The sequence below is a fragment of the Enorma shizhengliae genome (assembly GCF_009676995.1).
Classification (GTDB): Bacteria; Actinomycetota; Coriobacteriia; order Coriobacteriales; family Coriobacteriaceae; genus Enorma; species Enorma massiliensis.
Genome location: NZ_VTFZ01000001.1, coordinates 1 through 21256, shown reverse-complemented (window position 1 = coordinate 21256; position 21256 = coordinate 1). Strand labels below are relative to the sequence as shown.

The 21256-nt window shown below is 62.0% G+C and carries 21 protein-coding genes; 19 read left to right on the top strand and 2 right to left on the bottom strand.

Features of this window, described 5'->3' with window-relative positions:
• The first annotated feature begins 53 nt into the window (after nt 1–53).
• From GJE22_RS00105 to glpK, 3 genes are all read left to right on the top strand, one after another.
• On the top strand, nt 54–1235 hold the full coding sequence (locus tag GJE22_RS00105) for a N5-glutamine methyltransferase family protein (RefSeq protein ID WP_144687566.1): 1182 nt from the start codon (nt 54–56) through the stop codon (nt 1233–1235).
• Between the two features lie 274 nt (nt 1236–1509).
• Nucleotides 1510–2298, top strand: a complete 789-nt coding sequence (locus GJE22_RS00100) for an L-threonylcarbamoyladenylate synthase (RefSeq protein ID WP_144687568.1) — start codon at nt 1510–1512, stop codon at nt 2296–2298.
• A gap of 7 nt (nt 2299–2305) precedes the next feature.
• Entirely contained in the window at nt 2306–3847 is a 1542-nt protein-coding gene (gene glpK / locus GJE22_RS00095) for a glycerol kinase GlpK (protein WP_144687571.1), read from the top strand.
• 143 nt (nt 3848–3990) lie between these two features.
• Here glpK and GJE22_RS00090 read toward each other — a convergent pair whose 3' ends face one another.
• A complete protein-coding gene (locus tag GJE22_RS00090) occupies nt 3991–5274 on the bottom strand; it encodes an ATP-binding protein (RefSeq protein WP_144687574.1) in 1284 nt (427 codons plus the stop codon).
• 403 nt (nt 5275–5677) lie between these two features.
• On the opposite strand from GJE22_RS00090, the gene rpiB reads away from it, so the two are divergent.
• From rpiB to GJE22_RS00025, 13 genes are all read left to right on the top strand, one after another.
• A complete protein-coding gene (rpiB, locus tag GJE22_RS00085; RefSeq protein ID WP_144687576.1) occupies nt 5678–6127 on the top strand; it encodes a ribose 5-phosphate isomerase B in 450 nt (149 codons plus the stop codon).
• Nucleotides 6128–6129: 2 nt separating this feature from the next.
• Complete coding sequence (upp, locus tag GJE22_RS00080) at nt 6130–6777, top strand: uracil phosphoribosyltransferase (RefSeq protein ID WP_144687578.1); 648 nt, start codon at nt 6130–6132, stop codon at nt 6775–6777.
• Nucleotides 6778–7111: 334 nt separating this feature from the next.
• A complete protein-coding gene (locus tag GJE22_RS00075) occupies nt 7112–7411 on the top strand; it encodes a hypothetical protein (protein ID WP_144687580.1) in 300 nt (99 codons plus the stop codon).
• A 45-nt stretch (nt 7412–7456) separates the two neighbouring features.
• Entirely contained in the window at nt 7457–8254 is a 798-nt protein-coding gene (atpB, locus tag GJE22_RS00070; protein WP_144687582.1) for a F0F1 ATP synthase subunit A, read from the top strand.
• A 98-nt stretch (nt 8255–8352) separates the two neighbouring features.
• Complete coding sequence (locus tag GJE22_RS00065) at nt 8353–8544, top strand: ATP synthase F0 subunit C (protein ID WP_019127352.1); 192 nt, start codon at nt 8353–8355, stop codon at nt 8542–8544.
• Nucleotides 8545–8577: 33 nt separating this feature from the next.
• Nucleotides 8578–9177 (top strand): F0F1 ATP synthase subunit B, encoded by a 600-nt coding sequence (gene atpF, locus GJE22_RS00060; RefSeq protein ID WP_144687584.1) that lies wholly within the window; start codon nt 8578–8580, stop codon nt 9175–9177.
• A gap of 10 nt (nt 9178–9187) precedes the next feature.
• Nucleotides 9188–9667: a F0F1 ATP synthase subunit delta gene (locus tag GJE22_RS00055; protein WP_144687661.1), complete on the top strand. Its 480-nt coding sequence runs from the start codon at nt 9188–9190 to the stop codon at nt 9665–9667.
• Complete coding sequence (atpA, locus tag GJE22_RS00050) at nt 9660–11270, top strand: F0F1 ATP synthase subunit alpha (RefSeq protein ID WP_144687586.1); 1611 nt, start codon at nt 9660–9662, stop codon at nt 11268–11270. Before GJE22_RS00055 ends, atpA begins: the two co-directional genes overlap by 8 nt.
• A gap of 4 nt (nt 11271–11274) precedes the next feature.
• On the top strand, nt 11275–12183 hold the full coding sequence (atpG, locus tag GJE22_RS00045; RefSeq protein ID WP_144687588.1) for an ATP synthase F1 subunit gamma: 909 nt from the start codon (nt 11275–11277) through the stop codon (nt 12181–12183).
• Nucleotides 12180–13637, top strand: a complete 1458-nt coding sequence (gene atpD, locus GJE22_RS00040; protein ID WP_144687590.1) for a F0F1 ATP synthase subunit beta — start codon at nt 12180–12182, stop codon at nt 13635–13637. The genes atpG and atpD overlap by 4 nt, the downstream gene beginning before the upstream one ends.
• Entirely contained in the window at nt 13637–14029 is a 393-nt protein-coding gene (gene atpC / locus GJE22_RS00035; protein WP_144687592.1) for an ATP synthase F1 subunit epsilon, read from the top strand. Before atpD ends, atpC begins: the two co-directional genes overlap by 1 nt.
• A gap of 85 nt (nt 14030–14114) precedes the next feature.
• Nucleotides 14115–15398, top strand: a complete 1284-nt coding sequence (murA, locus tag GJE22_RS00030; protein ID WP_144687594.1) for a UDP-N-acetylglucosamine 1-carboxyvinyltransferase — start codon at nt 14115–14117, stop codon at nt 15396–15398.
• 12 nt (nt 15399–15410) lie between these two features.
• Nucleotides 15411–16637, top strand: a complete 1227-nt coding sequence (locus GJE22_RS00025) for an LCP family protein (RefSeq protein ID WP_144687596.1) — start codon at nt 15411–15413, stop codon at nt 16635–16637.
• Between the two features lie 129 nt (nt 16638–16766).
• Here GJE22_RS00025 and pepT read toward each other — a convergent pair whose 3' ends face one another.
• Nucleotides 16767–18017 (bottom strand): peptidase T, encoded by a 1251-nt coding sequence (pepT, locus tag GJE22_RS00020; RefSeq protein WP_144687598.1) that lies wholly within the window; start codon nt 18015–18017, stop codon nt 16767–16769.
• Between the two features lie 126 nt (nt 18018–18143).
• On the opposite strand from pepT, the gene GJE22_RS00015 reads away from it, so the two are divergent.
• The 3 genes from GJE22_RS00015 (at nt 18144) to GJE22_RS00005 (ending at nt 21033) form a co-directional block, all read left to right on the top strand.
• Complete coding sequence (locus tag GJE22_RS00015; protein ID WP_019127342.1) at nt 18144–18566, top strand: metal-dependent transcriptional regulator; 423 nt, start codon at nt 18144–18146, stop codon at nt 18564–18566.
• Nucleotides 18567–18569: 3 nt separating this feature from the next.
• A complete protein-coding gene (locus GJE22_RS00010; RefSeq protein WP_144687601.1) occupies nt 18570–19487 on the top strand; it encodes a homocysteine S-methyltransferase family protein in 918 nt (305 codons plus the stop codon).
• A gap of 136 nt (nt 19488–19623) precedes the next feature.
• The gene (locus GJE22_RS00005; RefSeq protein ID WP_144687603.1) at nt 19624–21033 is read left to right on the top strand and encodes a phosphohexomutase domain-containing protein; all 1410 of its coding nucleotides are present in this window, start codon (nt 19624–19626) and stop codon (nt 21031–21033) included.
• The last annotated feature ends 223 nt before the right edge of the window (nt 21034–21256 follow it).

The following is a 21256-nucleotide window of genomic DNA, read 5'->3' as shown; positions in this document are numbered from 1 at the left end:
GGGGGGCGGCTTTGACGGATGTGCGTGCAAAGAGACGAGGATGGGAGCGAGCTATGCCTGAAGTGGAAGAGAAGGTCTGGACGGTCAGGGATTGCCTCGATTGGACCATGGGCTACCTCAAGCGGAGGGGGCAGGATCATCCGAGGCTCTCGGCTGAATGGCTGCTATGCGCCGCGACGGGCTTGGAGCGCATTGACCTATACACGCATTTCGACAGGCCGCTTTCCCCCGAAGAGCGAACGATTATGCGTGCGGGGGTAAAGCGCCGCGCCGATGGCGAGCCTCTGCAGTACATTACCGGGGAGACGTCGTTTCGGGGTCACAGCATACTCTGCGCGCCCGAGGTGCTCATCCCGCGCCCGGAAACGGAGTTCTTGGTCGATCTGGTTTTGACCCACCTTGACGAGCGGGTGATTGGCCACCAGGAAATCGAGCGGCACCGCGTCGAGCTTCCTTGGAATGCATCTGTGGAGGCTGTCCGCCAGGCTGAGGTTGCTCGCCAGGTGGAAGCTGCCGCCGCGCGGGAGGCGGAGCGTTCAGATGAAACGCTGTCCCAGTATGGCGATGGGCACGAGACCGCCGCGGCGGTTGATGCCGGTGAGGCGGCTACGGGCAGCGCGGTTGCGGGAGAGGGCCCCGATTCTTCTGATGATTCCGCTTGCGAGGCGCATGAGGTTCAGGAGGGTGCAGAGCCTCCGGTCTCTGCGCGCGTGCTCGAAGTCGGGTGCGGAACGGGGTGCGTCTCGCTCTCGCTCGCCCTGGAGCGCCGTGGGCGCGTTGCATGCGTGGCGACGGATATCAGCCGGCCAGCCATCGACCTTGCGCTCCGGAACCGGGAACGTTGCGGGCTCGCTCCGGATGCGGTGGATATTCGTTTCGGCGACCTGATTTGCCCGGTTGAGGAATCCGAGCGCGGCACCTTCGACGTGCTCGTGTCGAACCCCCCGTACATTCCAACTGCCGTGATGGGCGGTCTTCCGCACGAGGTAAAAGACTACGAGCCGCATCTTGCGCTCGATGGTGGGCCTGACGGCCTCGCCATATTCCGGAGGCTTCTCGATGCGGCGCCGGCTGTGCTCAAGCCGGGCGGATTGTTCGCCTGCGAGCTCTTTGAGGGTGCTGTGGAGGATGCCGCCGCATTGTGTCGTGGTGCGGGAATGGTTAACGTTCGCGCGATTGAAGACCTCACGCGCCGGCCGCGCTTCGTATTTGCGGAGATGCCGCCTCTTCTGTAGGGGGAAGCGCAATACCGTGTGCCTGCGCCCGGTACCGTGGAGGATGCTGCTTCGCCCGTAGGAGCGAATGGCTTGGGTTGTAACATGTCGGGCCCCCTGTCAGACTCTCCCGCGTGCCACACAGAGCCGACACACTTTGTTCCTTCTGTCGACCGGATTGCCCCGTTTGCGACCTTCTGGCGCGCTGCCGCTGCGATGCTCGCAAGGCCATGAGAGAATACAACGACGCCGCGCACGCGGAGGCCAATCCATCGGGGGAGACGTAGTCGAGGGCATGCAGAGGGTATTGAAGGTGTCGGGTACAACGCCGGAGCAGCATGATGAGGGCATCGTGCGCGCGGCACAGGTGCTGCGGGAGGGTGGGCTCGCTCTCATCCCTACCGAGACCGTGTATGGCCTTGGGGTGGCCGTAGCGCCGCTTGCCCAGGATTTAGTCGATGCCCTGAATGAACATGACGCATGCCGGAACGGCCAGGAAGGCCTCCCTTCGGAAGAGGACGAGCGACCGAGCGTGAACGGCGCTCCGGTTCCGCCGTCTGGCAGTGGGTATCGTCGCATCTTTTCCGTCAAGCACCGTGAGCTTACGCAAACGGTTCCCTGGCTCGTGGGCGGAGTCGATGCGCTCGATCGGTACGGCTATGGGGTCGATCCCATAACCCGGGCGCTTGCGGAGGCCTTCTGGCCCGGGGCGCTCACCCTCATCGTGCATGCCCGAGAAAACGTGCCGGTGTACATGCAGGCGGCGGATGGCACGGTCGCCCTGCGCTGTTCTGCGTCTCCTGTCGTTGCAGCCCTTATCAAGGCGTGCGGCTGCCCCCTTGCCACGACGAGCGCGAACACGCATGGCGCCCCTGCTCCCGTTACCTTCGGCGACGTGGAGCCATCGGTGCTCGACGGTGTTGATGTTGCGCTCGATGCGGGCGAGACACCCTGCCGCGATGCGTCGACCATCGTCTCCTGCATCGGCGGCGAGCCCGTCATCATTCGACAGGGAGCCATCTCAAAGGAAGCCATCGCGCGCGTCGCCTCGACCGCCCGGGCTTATAGCGCGCAAGAGAAGTAGGTTCATCATGGCGCTTTCACTCAAAGACCTCGGTCTTGTTGATCAGCAGTATTCAACAGGCAGCTCATACATCATGGCGATCGACAGCGGCACGACATCGGTGCGTGCCATGATCGTCGACGCATACGGATGCATCGTGGCCCAGGCGTCTCGTTCGATTAAAACGACGTACCCGCATCCGGGATGGGTGGAGCAAGACCCAACCGAGATCCTTGCCTCGCAGATCGCCGTCATGATGGAAGTGCAGTTCAAGAGCGGCATCCACTCGGATGGCATCGAGGCGATCGGCATCACCAACCAGCGCGAAACCACGGTGGTCTGGGACCGGGATAGCGGACAGCCCATCTACAACGCCATCGGTTGGCAGTGCCGCCGCACCGCACCGCTCGCTCAGCGCCTCGTTGACGAGGGATGCGAGGATATGATTCGCGCCAAGACCGGGCTCACCCCAGACGCCTACTTCTCGGCCACCAAGGTCGCGTGGATTCTGGACAACGTGAGCGGAGCGCGAGAGCTTGCCGAATCCGGGCAGCTGCTCTTCGGCACCATCGACTCGTGGCTCATTTTCAACCTCACGGGCGGATTGGTGTTCGCGACGGATTACACGAACGCAAGCCGCACGATGCTCTTCAATATCCACACGCTCGATTGGGACGACGAGCTGCTCGAGCTCCTGAACATCCCGCGCCGCATGCTGCCCGAGGTTCGCTGGAGCTCGGGGGAGTTCGGTCGCGTCTCGACCGATATCATGACGCACCGGCCTCGCATTATGGGTGTCGCGGGCGACCAGCAGGCTTCGCTTTTCGGGCACTGCTGCTTCGAGCCGGGGCAGGCTAAGAACACCTACGGGACCGGGTGCTTCATGCTCATGAACACGGGCGACACCGTGGTGGAGTCTAAGAACGGGCTCGTGGCAACCATCGGCATCGCAGAGCAGGGCAAGGTGAGCTATGCCCTCGAAGGATCGATCTTCCATGCGGGTTCGGTGATTCAATGGCTGCGCGACAAGCTGCAGATCATCGGCAGTGCAAAGGAGACCGAGGGGATTGCGCTCTCGCGTCCCGATAACGGCGGCTGCTATCTGGTTCCTGCGTTCAGCGGCCTTGGTGCTCCCTGGTGGGACGCGGGCGCACGCGGGCTCATCTGTGGGCTCACCGGAGCCTCGGACCGTTCGTCGCTCGTTCGCGCTGCTTGCGAGTCCATGGCATACCAGAGCCACGATGTGCTTCGCGCCATGGAGGCCGATGCCGGCTCGCGCCTCGACAGCCTTTCGGTCGACGGCGGCGCTTCGCGGAACGAGTTCATCATGCAGTTTCAGGCGGACTTGCTGGGAATCCCCGTCGACCAAACGGAGTCGGTCGAGACGACCGCTCTCGGCGCTGCCTATCTTGCCGGCTTGGCGGTTGGCTACTGGGAGGATCACGAGGAACTGCGCCAGAACCACGACTATGCAAAGCGCTTCATGCCCCAGATGAACGAGGAAGACCGCGCCCGCAATCTTGCTGGCTGGCACGATGCCGTTGCCCGCGCCCGCAGCATGCGCGCGTAATAGAATCTAGCGCATAGATATCGCCGTGCGCGAAGGGTGGACTCCAAATCGTGCAATAGCTATTGCACGATTCCATAGGGCATATCATGAAGTTGTTCGATAAACGGAGCCAGGGCCCGAGTGAGTTGTGCCCGGTGCGCGCGTCATCGTCTGTTCTGGTGGGCACCCGTTAGCCAGGATGCGGCATGAACGATACGTATTCCTTCCGGCGTGGTTTCCTCCGTGTAGTGGTCGAGGGTAATGAGCAGCCTGGGGAATGAATCGGTGAGCCTCTTAAGAGGTCGGAGCTCTCGCTCCCTTGTATGTTCATCGCCGATGTTGGCGCTTACCTGGATGTAGAGCCTTTCCGATGTGCTCGGATCTAACGCCATGAAGTCGATTTCGCTTGTCGGCCCGGTGCCCACAGAGATGCGGTATCCCCGCCGTAGGAGTTCGAGTGCCACCGCACATTCAAGGCGCACACCAAGGTTTCTGCCAGAGAACGCGCTTGCAAGCCCAAGAAATCCCAAATCAACCGGGTAGTATTTACGCTGCGGGCGTAGAACCTCCTTACCCTGAATGCCTGCCTGTTCTGCAGGGTAGACAAGAAACGCCTGCTCAAGAGCCTTAAGCATATTTGCTACTGCGGTCTCTGATGCGGAGTGACCGGCGCTTTTGAGCGCATTGGCAACGCTGCGAATCGAAAAAAGCGACCCCGCGTTCAGGAACGTGAATCGCGCGAGCCGGTCGAGACCCTCAAGGTCGCGAATGGAAAAACGCTGTGCAACATCTTTATACAGGATTGATTGATAGATACCGTGCAGCTCGCTTTCGACGGTGCGTGGATTGCGTTCGGCAAGGCTGAAGATGCCGGGCATGCCTCCAAAGAGCAGGTAGTCTGCTAGATGCTCATCGAGGCTTTTGGGCTGTTCTTCGGTCATGTTGCTTTGCGTGTCGTATGCTCGGGCAAACGCGCGATATTCGTTCAATGAGAGCGGAAACGCGTTAATCTCAACGTATCTACCGGTTAGGTATGTTGAAAGGTCGCTCGAGAGCAGGCGAGCATTGGACCCGGTCAGGTAGACGTCAGTGTTTGGGCGCGTATGGAGGCGTCGAACGACCCGCTCCCAACCATTAACATCTTGTATCTCGTCGAGGAGCACATACCAGTAAGAGCCGCTATCCAGTTCTTGGGAAGCCGTCGTGAGCTCTGAAAAGAGGTCTTCTGCCCGGTAATCAAGCGGAATATCGAATGCGTCGAAGCGTTTGTAGAAGATATTGGTGCTTGGAACCCCCTGACGGCGCAGCTCGTCGGCAAGCATGGCCATTGCCGTTGACTTGCCACAGCGGCGTACACCGGTGATCACCTTTATATCGGGGGTGTTTTGATGCTCCGTTATTGCGTGGAGGAGCTGGGGCCGTTCGATATAGGTGTCTTGCTGCTGCATATCAAACCTCCAAACGCTTAGTATAACATGGATTTTAGCAAACAATATCTGAAATACATGTTGTAAAGCTCGTTTTATATGTATTGCCTATTTATATGTATTGCCTATATAGGGAAATGGACGTAGCGCTTTTAGGCTTCAAATCAGTACCTTTTTCGCGAGGAGCTGGGCTGAGAGTGCCTGCGCTGCAAGGAAGCCGCAGGTCACGCGAAGCCGGGTAAGCCGGTTCTTTTTCAATCCGAGCAAAAGGTACTGATTCGGGACGCGCGTTGCGGAAGGTGCGCGCAGGCTGCGTGAGGTGGTTATGGCTGTTGCGGGGCGCGCGCAGGTTGCAACGGGGCGAATGTAGTAAAGTGGTTGGGGCGCGAACACATCGCGCGAAACCATTGCGAAAGGAGCAGCAATGCGCGTAGCGATTGCATCCGACCACGGCGGCTTCGATCAGAAGGGCGCGCTCGCGGACTTCATGGCAACCGAGCTGTCCTGTGATGTTACGGATTTCGGCCCAGATACGGGCGATTCCGTCGATTACCCGGACTATGCCGTTAAGGTTGCCCAGGCGGTTTCTTCGGGCGATGCAGATTTCGGCGTGCTCATTTGCGGCACGGGCATCGGCATGGCCGTCGCTGCAGATAAGGTGTCCGGCGTGCGCGCGTCGTCGATCACCTCCCCGGCGTTCGCCGAGCTCTTCCGCCAGCACAACAACGGCAACGTGGTGTGCCTCTCGGGGCGGTTCGTTGATCTTGAGGTCAACAAGCAGATCGTGAAGACGTTCCTTGCCACGGAGTTTGAAGGCGGCCGCCATGAGCGCCGCGTCGAGAAGATCATGGCGCTCGACACCGAGGAGGCGTAGCGATGTCCGTTTCCTACGACCCCGCGCGCGTCACCGTTGTCGATCATCCGCTCGTGCAGCATAAGCTCTCGATTCTTCGCGACGAGAAAACCGGTACCAAGCAGTTCCGCGACCTTGTCTCGGAGCTTGCCGTCTTCGAGGGCTATGAAGCCACGCGCGACCTTCCGCTCGAGGACGTGCAGGTAGCAACTCCCATTCGCGAGGCCACCTGCAAGCAGCTCGCGGGCCGCAAGCTCGCCATCGTGCCCATCCTGCGCGCTGGCCTCGGCATGGTCGATGGCCTGCTCGAGCTCATTCCCGCCGCGCGCGTGGGCCACATCGGCATGTATCGCGACGAGGTCACGCACGAGCCGCATGAGTACTACTGCAAGCTTCCCCAGGATGTTGACGAGCGCATCTGCCTGCTCGTCGATCCCATGCTCGCCACGGGCGGCTCTGCCACGGCAGCGCTCGAGTACCTGCGCAAGCAGGGCGTGAGTGACATCCGCCTGCTCTGCATCGTCGCTGCGCCCGAGGGTATCAAGGCGGTCCAGGATGCCGATCCGAGCGTAAAGATCTTCGCCTGCGCCGTCGACGAGGGCCTCAACGAAAGCGCCTACATCGTGCCCGGTTTGGGCGATGCCGGCGACCGCATCTTCGGCACGCTGTAGCATGCGATCCTCCTCAAATCCAACGAATGGTTGAGGGGTGTTTAGGCAAGGGCGCTGCGGGCGATGGGCCGTCTGCAGCGCCTTTGTCTTCAATGGGTAAGGTTCTTGCCGGCCGAATGCGCATGCGGCCGGCAACGGCTAGGAACACCATGTATAAAATGGTACTCTGAACAGGTGTGTTATCCGTTTTTCTAAGAGTTCGGCCGGGTGTATGTACCGGGACACCAAACCGCCACACTTCGCTTGAATTCTAGAAACGGGTATCTATAATAAGCGCTCGACGCTCGTGCATCAGCACGCGCCTCAGGCGCTGGTCGATTGCGGGAGGAGCGCGATGTTCGAGTTTGATTATGCACATCATATCCCGAGCATCGTGGCGGGGGTGGTCGTAGGCCTTCTGGCATTCGCTCCCCTGCTCGTCGCGCTCGTCCCGGTGCTGCGCAGGCAGCGCGAGGCGAACATGACCGTGGGGTTCATGGGAGTCTTCGCGTCGTTCCTCGTGCTGTTCCTGGGCGTTATCGTGACGTACCTTTTGGCACGTCCGGTGCTCGTCGGGTTCGCAGCCGGCGAGATTATCGGGTTCTTCTTGTGCTGGCTCGCGGTGGCCATCGCGCTGATGCTCAAGAAGGATTGATGCGGAATCCGGCCGTGGGGCCGGTAGATAGGGAAGGTGACATCCTTGGATGCGTTTTCCAAGCTGCCCGAGGCGATCAACGAACTCGTCTCAGAGTTCTCCTCGGCCCCTGTCGTCGGCGATCTAGGTGCGGGCATAACGCAATACTCGTTCTGGCTTCTCGTCTCGGCCATCGTGCTTTTGGTCGTGGTCTTCGCGTTCGTGAAGAAGCAGACGCTTGTTCCCAAGGGCCTGTTCGTCAACGGCGTCGAGTATTTAGTTGAATATGTTGAAAACGATGTCGCCAAGGGCGTCGTGGGCACCGAATGGCGCAAGCACTTTCCGTTCCTTGCCACGATCTTCTTCTTCATCCTCATCAACAACTTCATCGGTCTCATCCCTGGCATGAAGCCGGGTACGGGCGCGATCGGCTGCACGGCGGCCCTCGCCCTCGTGACCTTTATCTACTTCGTGTATTTCGGCTGCAAGAAGCACGGTGTGATCGGGTATCTCAAGAGCCTTGCTCCGGCGGGAGTGGCCTTCCCCATGAACGTGTTCGTATGGGTCATCGAGGTCTTCTCGCTGCTGCTCCGCCCCATCACGCTCGCCATCCGTCTGTTCTGCAATATGTTCGCCGGGCACATCGTCATGGGGTCCTTTGCCATCATGGCGTCGCTTTTTGCCCAGCCGCTGCTCGAGCAGGTGAGCGCCATGAACGCGCTCGGCGCGCTTCCGAGCCTGGCCTGGGTTGCCATCTTGCTCATCATCTACGCGGTCGAGCTTATCGTTGCGTTCGTTCAGGCATATGTCTTTACCGTGCTCGCCGCCGTGTACATTCAGATCGCCGAGGCCGAGGGGCACTAGCTCTCGCGGCATCGCATCAAGGTGACTCGGGCGATCTTCGCCCTGTCAAGATAGTTTGGGTATCCTGCGCCGAGAAGGCGCACGTCAAAGGAGGAATCGTGGGAGTTATCGGTTACGGTCTCGGTGTTATCGGTGCTGGCCTGGCCATTGGCCTTGCAGCGTTCGGTGCGACGAGCGCCATGGCGCGCCAGCCCGAGGTCCAGGGTCGCGCGTTCACCGTCTTCATCCTGGCATCCGCGTTCACCGAGGCGCTTGGCCTCATCGGCTTCGTCGTCACGCTCATCTCCTAGGGGAGCCTCGTCGTGTTCCGTAAGGAGTCGATTATGAAATTGTTCAACCGATGCGCCGGTTCGGCAGCCGTGGTGGCGCTTGCCGCCCTCGTGGCTCCTGCCTCGGCGTTTGCTGAAGAGGCGGGCGGTGCCGACATCCTCATCCCCAAGATGGCGGAATTCGTGCCGGCGCTCATCGCCTTCATCATCATCTGGATCGCGCTCGCCAAGGTGGCGTGGCCCAAGGTTCTCGGCATGATGGACGAGCGTTCTCGCCGTATCGAGGAGAGCCTCGATGAGGCCGAGAAAACCAAGCAGAAGGCCCTCGAGGACCGCAAGGCTTCCGACGACCTTCTTACCGACGCCCGCCGCCAGGCAGCCGACATCGTGCTTGCCGCACGCCAGGATGCCGAGGCCGAGCGCCAGCGCATCATCGCTGCGGCCCACAAGGAGGCCGAGGGCATCATCGCCAAGGCGCAACGTACGGCCGAGGACGAGCGCCACGCGCTCTACGCCGAGGCTGCGGCCTCGATTGCGGACCTCTCGGTTTCCGTGGCGTCCAAGATCGTCGAGAAGGCCCTCGACGAGGATGGCGAGCAGCGTCGCCTCATCGAGAGCTACATCAAGGAAGCGGGTAGCCTGAATGCCAACTAGCCGCAGGGAGATGAAGGTCCTCGAGACGTATGCGCGGTCTCTGCTCGAAGCGGGCAAGACCGAGGGGCGCGTCTTCGAGAATCTGCGCGATCTGGAGGTGCTCAGCTCTACGAGCCCCGAAGTGCTCGCTGTGCTGAGTGCGCTCGTGGAGCGCGGGCAGCTCGATCTGCTGCCGCAGGTGGCCGAGGTCTACCATGCCATGACCGAGGAAGACGACGACATCGTGGGCGTCACGGTGACGACGGCGGTGCCGCTCGACGACGACCTGCGCGCCCAGGTTCGCGAGCGCCTGCAGCGCGATTTCGGCCAGGAGGTCTTCCTCATCGAGCAGGTGGACCCGTCGATCATCGGCGGTATCGTGCTCGAGGCGCGCGGCCAGCGCCGCGACATCTCGGTCAAGACGCAGCTCCGTGCCGCGCACGAGACGCTCTCGACCGTTCACACCGCACACGGACACACAACGCATGGAGGTGAAACCGCACATGTCTGAGACCATCGACGCGCAGAGTATCGCGCGCATCCTGGCGGGAAGGCTCGACACCCTGAGCGCCGTCGTGGATACCCAGGAGGTCTCCCAGGTTGACGAGGTGGGCGATGGTATCGCTCGCGTCTCGGGCCTGCGAAACGCCATGGCGGGCGAGCTCCTGGAATTCAAGAGCTCCGATACGGGGGAGACGGTTTACGGTCTCGCCCAGAACCTCGACCGCGACGAGGTCGGCGCCGTGCTCTTCGGCGAGACCGCACTCATCGTCGAGGGCGACGAATGCCGCACGACCGGCCGTGTCATGGACATTCCCGTTGGCCGCAGCATGCTCGGCCGCGTAGTCAACCCGCTCGGCGAGCCCATCGACGGCTTGGGCGACATCCGCACCACGCATCGGCGCCCCATCGAGTTCAAGGCTCCGGGCGTTATCGACCGCACGCCGGTGTGCGAGCCGCTGCAAACGGGTCTCCTCGCCGTGGACTCCATGATTCCGATCGGCCGAGGCCAGCGCGAGCTCATCATCGGCGACCGCAAGACGGGTAAGACCGCCATCGCCATCGATGCCATCCTGAACCAGCGCGGTAAGGGCGTTATCTGTATTTACGTGGCGATCGGCCAGAAGGCTTCCACGGTCGCCAACATCCGCGAGACCCTTTCGCGCCGTCATGCGCTCGATTACACGGTGATCGTTTCCGCTACGGCGGCCGATTCCGCGCCGTTGCAGTACATCGCACCCATGGCGGGCGCTGCCATCGGCGAGTTCTTCATGTACAACGGCAAGGACGGCAAGCCGGCATCTGCCGAGAACCCCGGCGGCCACGTGCTCGTGATCTATGACGACCTTTCCAAGCAGGCTGTCGCCTACCGTCAGATGTCGCTCACGCTTCGCCGTCCGCCGGGACGCGAGGCCTATCCCGGCGACATCTTCTACCTGCATTCTCGCCTGCTGGAGCGTGCCTGCAAGCTCTCCGAGGAGCACGGCAGCGGCTCCATGACAGCCCTCCCGATCATCGAGACGCAGGACGGCGACGTTTCCGCCTACATTCCCACCAACGTGATCTCCATCACCGATGGCCAGATCTACCTGCAGAGCGACCTGTTCTTCCAGGGGCAGCGCCCGGCAGTGGACGTGGGCATCTCGGTGAGCCGCGTGGGCGGTGCCGCCCAAACCAAGGCGATGAAGCAGGTTGCGGGCAACCTGCGTTTGGACCTGGCCTCCTACCAGGAGCTCCAGGGATTTGCGCAGTTTGGTAGCGACCTCGATGCGACGACCCAGAAGCAGCTCACGCATGGTTCGCGCATGACGGAGCTTCTCAAGCAGCCGCGCTTCAAGCCTTTCGACGTTGCCGAGCAGATTGTGGCACTCTACGCCGGTAACGAGGGGTACCTCGACGACCTTCCCATCTCGCAGGTGCTTCCCTTCCGCGACGAGCTCCTCGAGCAGATGCGCAATTCGTTCGGTCCGCTCATGGCGCGTCTGCGCACCCAGAAGATCGAGGGAGACCTCAAGGACCGGCTCGATCAGACGCTGCGCGACTTCAAGGCGCAGTACACCTCGAAGCACGCCGCCGACGCGCCCGCTGCGGACGTCGCGGCAGAGGAGTCGTAACCTCATGGCAAACCTTCGCGACATCAGGAAGCGCATCTCGTCGGTGCAGAGCACCGAGCAGATCACGCGCACGATGGAGATGGTCTCTACGGCCAAGATCCGTCGCGCGCTCGATCGCGCGATGCAGGCCGAGCCCTACAAGGCCGCGCTTACCGACGTGATGCTCACCGTTGCGCAAGATGCCGAGGTCGCGGGTAACAACCCCATGCTCAAACGGCGCGATGAGGTGCAGCGGGGCCTGGTGATCGTGGTCTCGTCCGACCGCGGTCTTGCCGGCGGCTTCAACGTGGGCGCAGCCCGCGCCGCCGAGAAGATCATGGGAGGCTGGGAGCGCGCGGGCGCCAAGGCGGAGGTCATCGCCTGCGGCCGCAAAGCGACCGAGTACTTCCATCACCACGACAACTTGGTGATGCACTTCGAGGGCAACTCGGCGGAGCCGAACCTCGAGGACGCGCGCATGATTTCGAGTTATGTTTGCCGCGCGTATGCGGCGGGAGAGCTCGATCGCGTGGATCTCGTGTACCACCATGCGCGCAATCGCGTTGACCAAGACCTGCGCGTGGAGCACCTGCTGCCGCTCGACCCCGAGGCCGTCGCCATGGCGCACGGTCCGCGCAAGAACGATACCGAGGGCCCGAGCCGCGTGTCCTCCTCGTTCAAGTTCGTGCCGTCGGCCGAGCATGTTCTCGGTGAGCTTGTTCCGAGCTATATCTTGACGGTTATCCACCAGGCGCTCATCGATTCGGCCGCTGCCGAGCAGGGTGCGCGCCGCAAGGCCATGCACTCTGCCACGGAGAACGCAACCGCCATCGTGGCGACGTTGACGCGCACGTACAACCGCGTGCGCCAGGCATCCATCACCACCGAGATCAACGAGATCGTGGGCGGTGCCTCAGCATTGGAGGAGCAATGATAGATACCAGCGTGAAGTCGGCCATCGAGGAGGCCGGGCGCGTCCATTCAGCGGGTGAGGGGCGCATCGTGCGCATCATCGGCGCTGTCGTGGACGTTCAGTTCCCCGCCCAGGTGCCCGGCATCTACAACGCACTTACCGTCGAGGCCACGACGCCCATGGGGCACGTGAGCACGATTCTCGAGGTGGAGAGCCAGCTTCCCGGCGGCGTTGCCCGCTGTGTTGCCATGACCTCGACCGACGGTTTGCAGCGCGGCCTTATCGCCCACGACACCGGTGAGCCCATGAAGATGCCCGTCGGTCCGCAGACGCTCGGCCGCGTGTGGAACGTGCTGGGTCAGCCGGTGGACGGCAAGCCCATGCCCGAGGTGGAGGATTACTATCCCATCCATCACCCCGCGCCGCACTTCGATGAGCTCACCACCCAAACGGAGATCTTCGAGACCGGCATCAAGGCGGTCGACCTGCTCGAGCCCTACATCCGAGGCGGCAAAACGGGCCTCTTCGGCGGTGCCGGCGTGGGCAAAACGGTTCTCATCCAGGAGCTCATCAACAACCTTGCGCAGGAGCACAACGGTACGTCCGTGTTCACGGGCGTGGGCGAGCGCACGCGTGAGGGTACGGACCTCTACCTCGAGATGACCGAATCGGGTGTTATCGACAAGACGTGCCTCGTGTACGGCCAGATGAACGAGCCCCCGGGAGCCCGCTTGCGCGTGGGCCTCGCTGGCCTTACCGCAGCCGAGTACTTCCGCGATCGCGGGCAGGACGTGCTGCTGTTCATCGACAACATCTTCCGTTTCTCCCAGGCGGGTTCCGAGGTTTCGGCCCTGCTCGGCCGCATGCCCTCTGCCGTGGGCTACCAGCCTACGCTCGCAACCGAGATGGGAGACCTTCAGGAGCGCATCACCTCGACCAAGACCGGCTCCATCACCTCGGTGCAGGCGGTCTACGTGCCCGCCGACGACCTTACCGACCCGGCGCCCGCAACGACCTTCACGCACCTCGACGCGCAGACGGTTCTCTCGCGTAACATCGCTTCACTCGGCCTCTACCCGGCCATCGATCCCTTGGCGTCCTCTTCCGACGCGCTCGATCCGAGCATCGTGGGCGAGGAGCACTATCGTGTTGCGGTAAAGGTGCAGGAGATCTTGCAGGAGTACTCCGACCTCCAGGACATCATCGCCATCCTCGGCATGGATGAGCTTTCGGAGGAGCAGCGCCTCACCGTCGACCGCGCTCGCAAGCTTCAGCAGTTCCTCTCGCAATCGTTCCACGTTGCCGAGAAGTTCACCGGTAATCCCGGTGTGTACATTCGTGTCGAGGATACCGTGCGCAGCTTTGCCGCCATCGTTGATGGCGAGTGCGACGACCTTCCCGAGCAGGCGTTCCGCTATGCCGGAACGATTGACGACGTGCGTGAGCGCGCCGAGAAGATGAAGGCGAGCGCGTAATGCACGTCCGTATTGTGTGCCCCGAGCATAGCGCTTACGAAGGCGAGGCGGCCTTTGTTGCCCTGCCTTCAACCGATGGTGAGCTGGGCATCCTCCCGCACCATGCGAGCGAGATCTGCACGATCAAGTCTGGGTACGTGCGCGTGTGCGACCAGAGGATGGGCGAGGTGAGCCGCACGTTCGCGGTGGATGGAGGCTATGCGCAGATTGCCGACGACGAGGTGATCGTGCTGGCGGAACGCGCCGAGGATATGGCTTCGATCAACAAGGATGAAGTTCAAGCTCAACTTCAAGGTTTTGAAGAACAATTGAGCATCTTGTCAGAAGATGATGCACGCCGTGCCTATCTCTATAATGAAATCGCATGGTGCAAGCTCTTGCTTTCACAATAGAGCACATCGCACCGCTTTGTGATATCGATTGCATCATGCCCGAGGCGAACGTATCGCTTCGGGCATGGTCGTGAAGGAGTGGCACGTGAATATCATTCGCGTTCATGGCGGACACGCCATCGAAGGTGACGTGCATGTCTCGGGTGCTAAAAACTCAGCGCTCAAACTTATGGCTGCAACGCTTTTGGCGCCGGGCACCACGACGCTCACCAACGTGCCCAACATCTCTGATGTTCATGTGATGGGTAAGGTGCTCAAGGGGTTGGGCGCCACCATCGAGGTCGCGGACGAGCACACCCTCATCATCGACACATCGGCGGTCGATAGCTGGGAGGCCCCATACGAGCTCGTCGCCAAGATGCGCGCCTCAACGGCGGTCATGGGCCCGCTTCTCGGGCGCTTCAACCGCGCGAAGATCGCTATGCCTGGCGGCTGCAATCTCGGTGCGCGCAAGATCGACATGCACATCCTCGGCCTCGAAGCGCTCGGCGTGCAGTTTGACACCGATCACGGTTACATTCATGCCAATGCGCCCGAGGGCCTTACCGGAACCATGGTCTCGCTCGAGTTCGCGAGCGTTGGTGCAACGGAAAACCTCATCATGGCGGCGGTGCGCGCCCAGGGCACCACGACGATTGATAACGCTGCTCGCGAGCCCGAGATCGTCGATCTTGCCAACATGCTCAACGAGATGGGTGCCAAGGTGAGCGGTGCCGGTACGCCGGTTGTCACAGTCGAGGGCGTCGAGGAGCTCCATCCCGTCGTGCACCAGGTGATCGGCGACCGCATCGAGGCGGGCACGTTCATCGTGGCCGGCGCTCTGGCGGCGGGCGACCGCGGTGTTGCCGTTACCGGCTTCAACCCGCAGCACCTCGGCATGGTGCTTAAAAAACTCGAGCTCATGGGTGTGAGCTACGAGCGCGTAAACGGTGGCGTTCGGGTGTGGCGAGCCGAGCATCTGCGCCCCGTCGATATCCAGACGCTGCCCTTCCCGGGATTCCCGACCGATATGCAGGCCCAGGTCATGGTGCTTTCTGCGCTTGCCGATGGCAACTCCATCATCACGGAGAACATTTTCGAAAACCGCTTCATGTTCGCATCCGAGCTGGTGCGCATGGGTGCCAATATTCGCATCGAGAGCCATCACGCCATCATCCATGGCGTGGAGCGCCTTTCGGGAGCGCAGGTGGTTTCGCCCGACCTCCGCGGCGGCGCGGCGCTTGTGCTCGCTGGTCTTGTGGCGGAGGGCGAGACCGATGTTTCGGCTATCCACCACATCAATCGCGGCTATGAGCGGTTCGTTGATAAGCTGACGGGACTGGGGGCGCAGGTTGAACGTGCTTCTATACCCGACCCGATCGAGGATTAGGCAGGTAGTTGCATGGGTTTGCGTCGAAAGAAAGCCGTTCAGCAGTCAAGGCGAACATCGTCGAGCACGGCGAGCCGCATCTATAGCCGCGAGAACGTTGGACGTTATTCCGAGCGCGCTCGCAAGCGCCGTCGCGGCCGCATCATCCGTCGCAGCATCGTGTGCAGCCTGCTCGTCATGCTGATCACAGCAGGCACGGCCACGGCGATCTGGTTCAACAGCATCGTCTCGCGCCTGAACGACGCCGGCATCATCACCGACGAGCTGCGCGCCGTGCTGGCGGATTCCGACGTTGCCCGCGAGCCGTTCTACATGCTCTTGCTTGGTACCGACGGTCGCCCCGGCGAGACCGCGTACCGTACCGACTCGATTATCCTGGCGCGCATCGACCCCACGGGCAAGCAGGTTACGCTTATCTCGGTGCCGCGCGACACCAAGGTTGAGTACAAGGGCTCCACCATGAAGATCAATGCGGTCTTCACCTACGGCGCCTCCGACGACGGCAGCGGTGCCGAAGAGATGGTTCAGGCCGTCAACGAGCTCTGCGGCGTCGAGATCTCGCAATATGCCGAGATTAACTTCGATGGCATGAAGGCGCTCGTGGATGCCGTGGGCGGTATCGATATCTACGTGCCCGAGGGCGACGAGGTCGACGATCCCGAGGCCGGGCCAGTGACCATCGAGGCGGGGCAGCAGCACATGGACGGCGAGGCCGCGCTCACCTTCTGCCGCGCGCGCCATCAGTTCGCCGACGGCGACTACACCCGTATGCGCCACCAGCGCATGGTCCTGGGCGCGCTCGCCGACAAGATCTTGAACAACCTCGATATCGCGACGATCCCCTCGCTCGTCGAGTCACTCGCCGACATGGTTCATACGTCGCTTTCGGTTTCTGACATCATCTCGCTCGTGAACGCGATGCGCGGCATGGACGTCAACGATATGTACTCCGCGAACATCCCGTCTTGGGCAGGCGAGGATACCTACATCAACGGCCAAAGCTACGTGTTCGTATACGAGGACGCCCTCGAAGAGATGATGGCCCGTGTGGATGCCGGCGAGGATCCCGAGGGGCCGCAGACCATGGGCTCGGGCGGCGATGAGTCCGCGACCATTGGCGACCTGTATAACAACAGCAACACCGACTGGGCGCGAGGTACCGCGACGACAAGTGGCGGATCGGGCGACGACGAGAGCTCGGGCGAGTCGTCGGGATCGAGTTCTTCGAGTTCTGAATAACGCCTTATGCAAGCGGGCGGGTGGAAGATCGTTCCACCCGCCCGCATTCGTTTGAGGCGTTTATGTTGTTGCGGTCACACGCCGCCGCTCCTGCCGCGGGTCCGTCAAGGGCGGATCGCCGGCGTTTCCCTAGGCAAAGCGTTTTACCAGCGCCTCGAGCACATCGACCATCTTCTCGAGCGACGAGACGGGGATGAACTCGTTGACCCCGTGGAAGGCGTAGCCGCCGGTGGATAGATTGGGGCAGGGGAGCCCGCGGAACGAGAGCTGCGCGCCGTCGGTGCCGCCTCGAATGGGAAGCACCCGCGGCTCAACGCCCGCTGCGGCGAAGGCTTCCTGGGCGGTCTCGATAAGCTCGGGGTACGCTGAGACGATTTCCGCCATGTTGCGGTATTCCTGCTTGATGTCGATGGACACGCGCTCTTCGTCGAGCTCGGCATTGATGAAATCGACCGCGCGCTGCATCAGCGCGAGTTTTTGCTCGAACAGGTTCCGGTCATGGTCACGCACGATGTACCGGGCGGTTGCATGCTCGCACGTGGAAGAGACGCCCAGCAAGTGGATGAAGCCCTCGTAGCCCTCGGTGTGCTCGGGACGCATGTGCGCGGGCAGCATGTCGTGGAACATGACGAATAGGTTCGAGGCGTTGATCATGCGGTCCTTGGCGTCGCCAGGGTGGATTGAATATCCGTTGAACGTGACGGTGGCCTCGGCGGCATTGAAGCACTCCCATTCGAGCTCGCCGATCGGGCCGCCATCGACGGTATAGGCATAGGTGCAACCGAAGCCCTCGATATCGAGGAGCGCGGCGCCATGGCCAATCTCTTCGTCGGGGCAGAAGCAGATGCCAAGTGCCGGGTGCGGCAGCTCGGGGTGGGCGCTCAGACGTGCGACGAGCGCCATGATTTCGGCAACGCCCGCCTTGTCGTCGGCTCCGAGCAACGTCGAGCCGTCCGAGCAGACGAGGTCCTGGCCAACCAGGCTGTTGAGCGCCGGGAGCTTATCGGGGCCAATCGCCACGGGGGCGCCGTCAACGACTCCGCTCACAAGGTTGCCGCCTTCATAGTGCACGATGTGCGGCTTTACGCCAAAGCCCGAGACGACCTCCGTCGTGTCGAGATGGGCGATAAGGCCGAGGGCCGGCCGTCCTTCCGCTCCGGCGCTGGCAGGGATTCGGGCGGTCACATAGGCGTTCTCGCTCACGGCAACCTGCTCGGCCCCTAGCCCGCGGAGCTCATCGGCGAGCAGGCGGGCAAGATCGAACTGAATGGCGCTCGAGGGCACCTGGTCGGCATGTTCGTCGCTCGACTGCGTGTCAACCTGCACATAGCGCAGGAAGCGCTCGAGAACGTTTGACGATGCGCGTTCGGATTCTTCCATGATGCCTCCTTGTTATAAGGGTAATCTCCGTTCTTCTACTCTAGCAGCTTAGGCAGCAGCGGCGGGTGCCCGTACGCTACGGGTTGGGGTAGAATCGCCAGTAACACAACAAGATGGGAGCAAGATATGGATACCACCGAGCGCTCGCGCGAGCTGCACCTGACGATGGCGAACGAGGATTATCTGGAATGCCTGGTTCGCATCGAGCAGGAAGAGGGAGCCGAAGACGGCGTGCGGTCCGTTGACGTTGCCAAGCGCCTCAACGTTTCCAAAGCATCGGTGAACAAGGCGGTTGCTGCCCTCAAGGCGCAGGGGCTTGTCGATCAGTCCCACTACGGCAAAGTCATCCTTACCGATCAGGGCCGTGAGGTTGGCACGGCCGTATGGTATCGCCATCGGCTTATCCGCACGTTCCTCGTGAGGGAGCTGGGGGTTGATTTCGAGCGCGCTGATTCCGAGGCCTGCATGATGGAGCACGCGCTTTCCGAGGACACCATGTCTCGATGGCTCGCATATCTCGAGCAACAGGGCGTTACGGTGGAGAGCTAGGCCATGCAGAGCCGGGACGCCGCCAACGATTCTGCCGAGTACTACAATCGCGCGGGCGCTGCCGAGCTCATGCGGCGCCTGTCGGACGAGACTCTTCTCATGCAGGGTCCGATGGGCAGCATGCTCATGAGCGAGCCCGGCGCCGAAGATATCCCACCGGCGTTCTGGAACCTTGCAGAACCGCAGACGGTTCGGCGCATCCACCAACTCTATGAGGCTGCGGGTGCCCAGGTGCTGCTTACCAACACCTTTCAGGCGAGCGCGCCCGCGCTCGAACGAGATGGTATCGCGCCGTCTGCGGCGGAGGTCAATCGCGCTGCCGTGGATAATGCGCGCGCCGCGCATGGAGAGGTGGTCGTTGGATCGATCGGCCCTTGCGGCATCGAATGGATGCGCGAGGATTCCCCGGAGTTCCGGGCGGCGCGCGCGGCCTATCGAGAGCAGGCCACCGCTCTGTTGACCGCCGGCGTGGACGCGGTGATGCTCGAGACGTTTTGTTCCATTCGCGACCTTCAGCCGGCGCTCGCCGGTGCCATGGACGCTGCTGGGGGCATGCCCATCATGGTGAGCTTTGCCATCAACGAGGATGGGGAACTCTTGGGGGACGGCCTCACCATAGAAGGGGCGGTTGTGTTCGCCGAAAAGCACGGGGCTCATGCGGTGGGCGTCAACTGTTGCTCCATTTCCGCCGCCGATGCGGCGGTGCCTCGTCTGGTTCGGGCGGCGCGCACGCCCGTCATGGTGCGGCCGAATGCGGGCCTCCCGATGCGGGCCGAGGATGGCTCGCTTGCATGGCATGAAGAGCCCCTGAGCTTTGCGAACGCCTGCATACGCTGGCGCGAGGCGGGCGCGCATCTGGTTGGCGCCTGCTGCGGGGCCACGCCGCGCACGACGGCGGCCATGTCCGACGCGCTTCTATGAAACCCATGAGCTTGCAGAAATAGCGCATTGCCGAGAGCCGTTTGCTGGGTATACATGAGTTCGTGCGTGCGCGGGAACGTTACCCGCCTGCATTGCCGGAACGACTCGACCCACAGCCGTAGGGAGTGCGTGCGCCATGAGCGCGATCATACATATAGAGAGCGATGGATGGAAATCGCGTCTCGACGAGGATTTCACCGAGGAGAATGTCGTACGTATAGCCGATGCGGCCGCGCGCGTCTGGTCGCGCACCGCTCCGGGGGCTATTGTGTATGTTGCGTACGATGCCCGCCCGGAAGCGGAGCGCTTCGCCTGCCTTGTCGGCCGCGTGCTTGCGGGGTACGGTCTTGCCGCGATGGTTTCCGATTGGTTTGCGCCAACTCCGGCGCTCGCGTGGACGGTCGCCCACGATAACCGCGCGTGCGGCGGTATCATGGTTACGGGCTCGCATAATCCTTACGACTACCTCGGCATCAAGCTCTATATGGATGACGGAGGCATCGCGTCCGCAGAATTTGCCGAGGAAATCGAGGCGAGCATCGAGGGCGAGCCCAGCGATGTGCGCGGTCCCATCGAGCGCCGCGACATCGTGCTGCCGTATCTCGACGACCTCTGCACGCTTGTGGATGGCGACGCCATCTCCCGTGCACACCTCACCGTGGTGGTCGATCCGCTCTACGGTTCAACTCGAACCTATCTTCCTGCCGTTATGGGTGCCTTAGGCATCAATGTGGTTGAGATCCACGCCGAGATGGACGAGGGCGCAGAGGACATGCATCCAGAGCCCGTCGAGCCCTGGGTCGACGACTGCGAGCAGGCTGTGGTCGAGGTGGGGGCCGATGCTGGGCTGGTAAACGATGGAGACGGCATCCGGATGGCTGCAGTCGATGGTGCAGGGCGGTTCATTACGCCGCACCAGATCATTGCGCTTCTTCTCGAGCACTTGCTCGTTAATCGTAGCGAGCGTGGTCGCGTGGTGCTTGGCATCTCCTCGTCGGTGCTGGCGCGGCGTGTCGCCAGGAACTACGACTGCCGCGTTGTGGTCAAGCCGGTTGGCTTCCGACATATATATAAGGAGATGTGCAAGGGCGACATTCTTCTGGGCGCAGAAGAGGCGGGTGGCATCGCGCTCGGTTCGCACATGCTCGAGCGCGACGGGCTTCTGGCCGCGCTCCTTATATGTGAGCTCATGGCGAAATCGGGCAAGACGCTCGAGCAATTGGCGGAAGATCTTAGCAAGACATACGGGAAGACCTGCTATGCGCGGCGCGACCTTCGCGTAGAAGCGGAAGTCATTGATGTGTTCCGTACGATGCTCCCGGGGCTCAATCCAAAGACAGTGGCCGGACGGGAGCCAGTGCAGGTAAGCCATATGGATGGCCTGAAGCTGGAGTTCTCGGATGAATCGTGGGTGCTGCTCAGGCCGAGCCGCACAAAGCCCGTGGTTCGCGTCTACGCGGAAGCGCCGAGCATCCAAGAGCGCGATGAGCTGCTAGAGGCGGCATGCGATATCGCGCGTGGGGAGGCCGGCATTAGCGGTTTTTGATTTTTCGGACAGGTCACGTTCGGCAAACGGTCGTTTCTAGTGGGCAGGCGGCAGCAAACCACTATATATAGTAGGAAAAGGCCTCTAGAGATTGCCAATTATGTAGGAAATGTGAACCCCCGATTCCCCCTTGCGCGGGGGCCGGGAGGCTGGCATTATATCTCCTTGCCGCGCGGGCCGGAGCGCCCGCAGGCAGCGTACCTTGGGAACCGGATACCGCGGG

Excerpts from the sequence above, each read along its gene's own strand:
- GJE22_RS00105 (WP_144687566.1), top strand. The coding sequence starts at position 54 with ATGCCTGAAGTGGAAGAGAAGGTCTGGACGGTCAGGGATTGCCTCGAT.
- GJE22_RS00100 (WP_144687568.1), top strand. The coding sequence starts at position 1,510 with ATGCAGAGGGTATTGAAGGTGTCGGGTACAACGCCGGAGCAGCATGAT.
- glpK (WP_144687571.1), top strand. The coding sequence starts at position 2,306 with ATGGCGCTTTCACTCAAAGACCTCGGTCTTGTTGATCAGCAGTATTCA.
- GJE22_RS00090 (WP_144687574.1), bottom strand. The coding sequence starts at position 5,274 with ATGCAGCAGCAAGACACCTATATCGAACGGCCCCAGCTCCTCCACGCA.
- rpiB (WP_144687576.1), top strand. The coding sequence starts at position 5,678 with ATGCGCGTAGCGATTGCATCCGACCACGGCGGCTTCGATCAGAAGGGC.
- upp (WP_144687578.1), top strand. The coding sequence starts at position 6,130 with ATGTCCGTTTCCTACGACCCCGCGCGCGTCACCGTTGTCGATCATCCG.
- GJE22_RS00075 (WP_144687580.1), top strand. The coding sequence starts at position 7,112 with ATGTTCGAGTTTGATTATGCACATCATATCCCGAGCATCGTGGCGGGG.
- atpF (WP_144687584.1), top strand. The coding sequence starts at position 8,578 with ATGAAATTGTTCAACCGATGCGCCGGTTCGGCAGCCGTGGTGGCGCTT.
- GJE22_RS00055 (WP_144687661.1), top strand. The coding sequence starts at position 9,188 with ATGAAGGTCCTCGAGACGTATGCGCGGTCTCTGCTCGAAGCGGGCAAG.
- atpA (WP_144687586.1), top strand. The coding sequence starts at position 9,660 with ATGTCTGAGACCATCGACGCGCAGAGTATCGCGCGCATCCTGGCGGGA.
- atpG (WP_144687588.1), top strand. The coding sequence starts at position 11,275 with ATGGCAAACCTTCGCGACATCAGGAAGCGCATCTCGTCGGTGCAGAGC.
- atpD (WP_144687590.1), top strand. The coding sequence starts at position 12,180 with ATGATAGATACCAGCGTGAAGTCGGCCATCGAGGAGGCCGGGCGCGTC.
- atpC (WP_144687592.1), top strand. The coding sequence starts at position 13,637 with ATGCACGTCCGTATTGTGTGCCCCGAGCATAGCGCTTACGAAGGCGAG.
- GJE22_RS00025 (WP_144687596.1), top strand. The coding sequence starts at position 15,411 with ATGGGTTTGCGTCGAAAGAAAGCCGTTCAGCAGTCAAGGCGAACATCG.
- pepT (WP_144687598.1), bottom strand. The coding sequence starts at position 18,017 with ATGGAAGAATCCGAACGCGCATCGTCAAACGTTCTCGAGCGCTTCCTG.
- GJE22_RS00015 (WP_019127342.1), top strand. The coding sequence starts at position 18,144 with ATGGATACCACCGAGCGCTCGCGCGAGCTGCACCTGACGATGGCGAAC.
- GJE22_RS00010 (WP_144687601.1), top strand. The coding sequence starts at position 18,570 with ATGCAGAGCCGGGACGCCGCCAACGATTCTGCCGAGTACTACAATCGC.
- GJE22_RS00005 (WP_144687603.1), top strand. The coding sequence starts at position 19,624 with ATGAGCGCGATCATACATATAGAGAGCGATGGATGGAAATCGCGTCTC.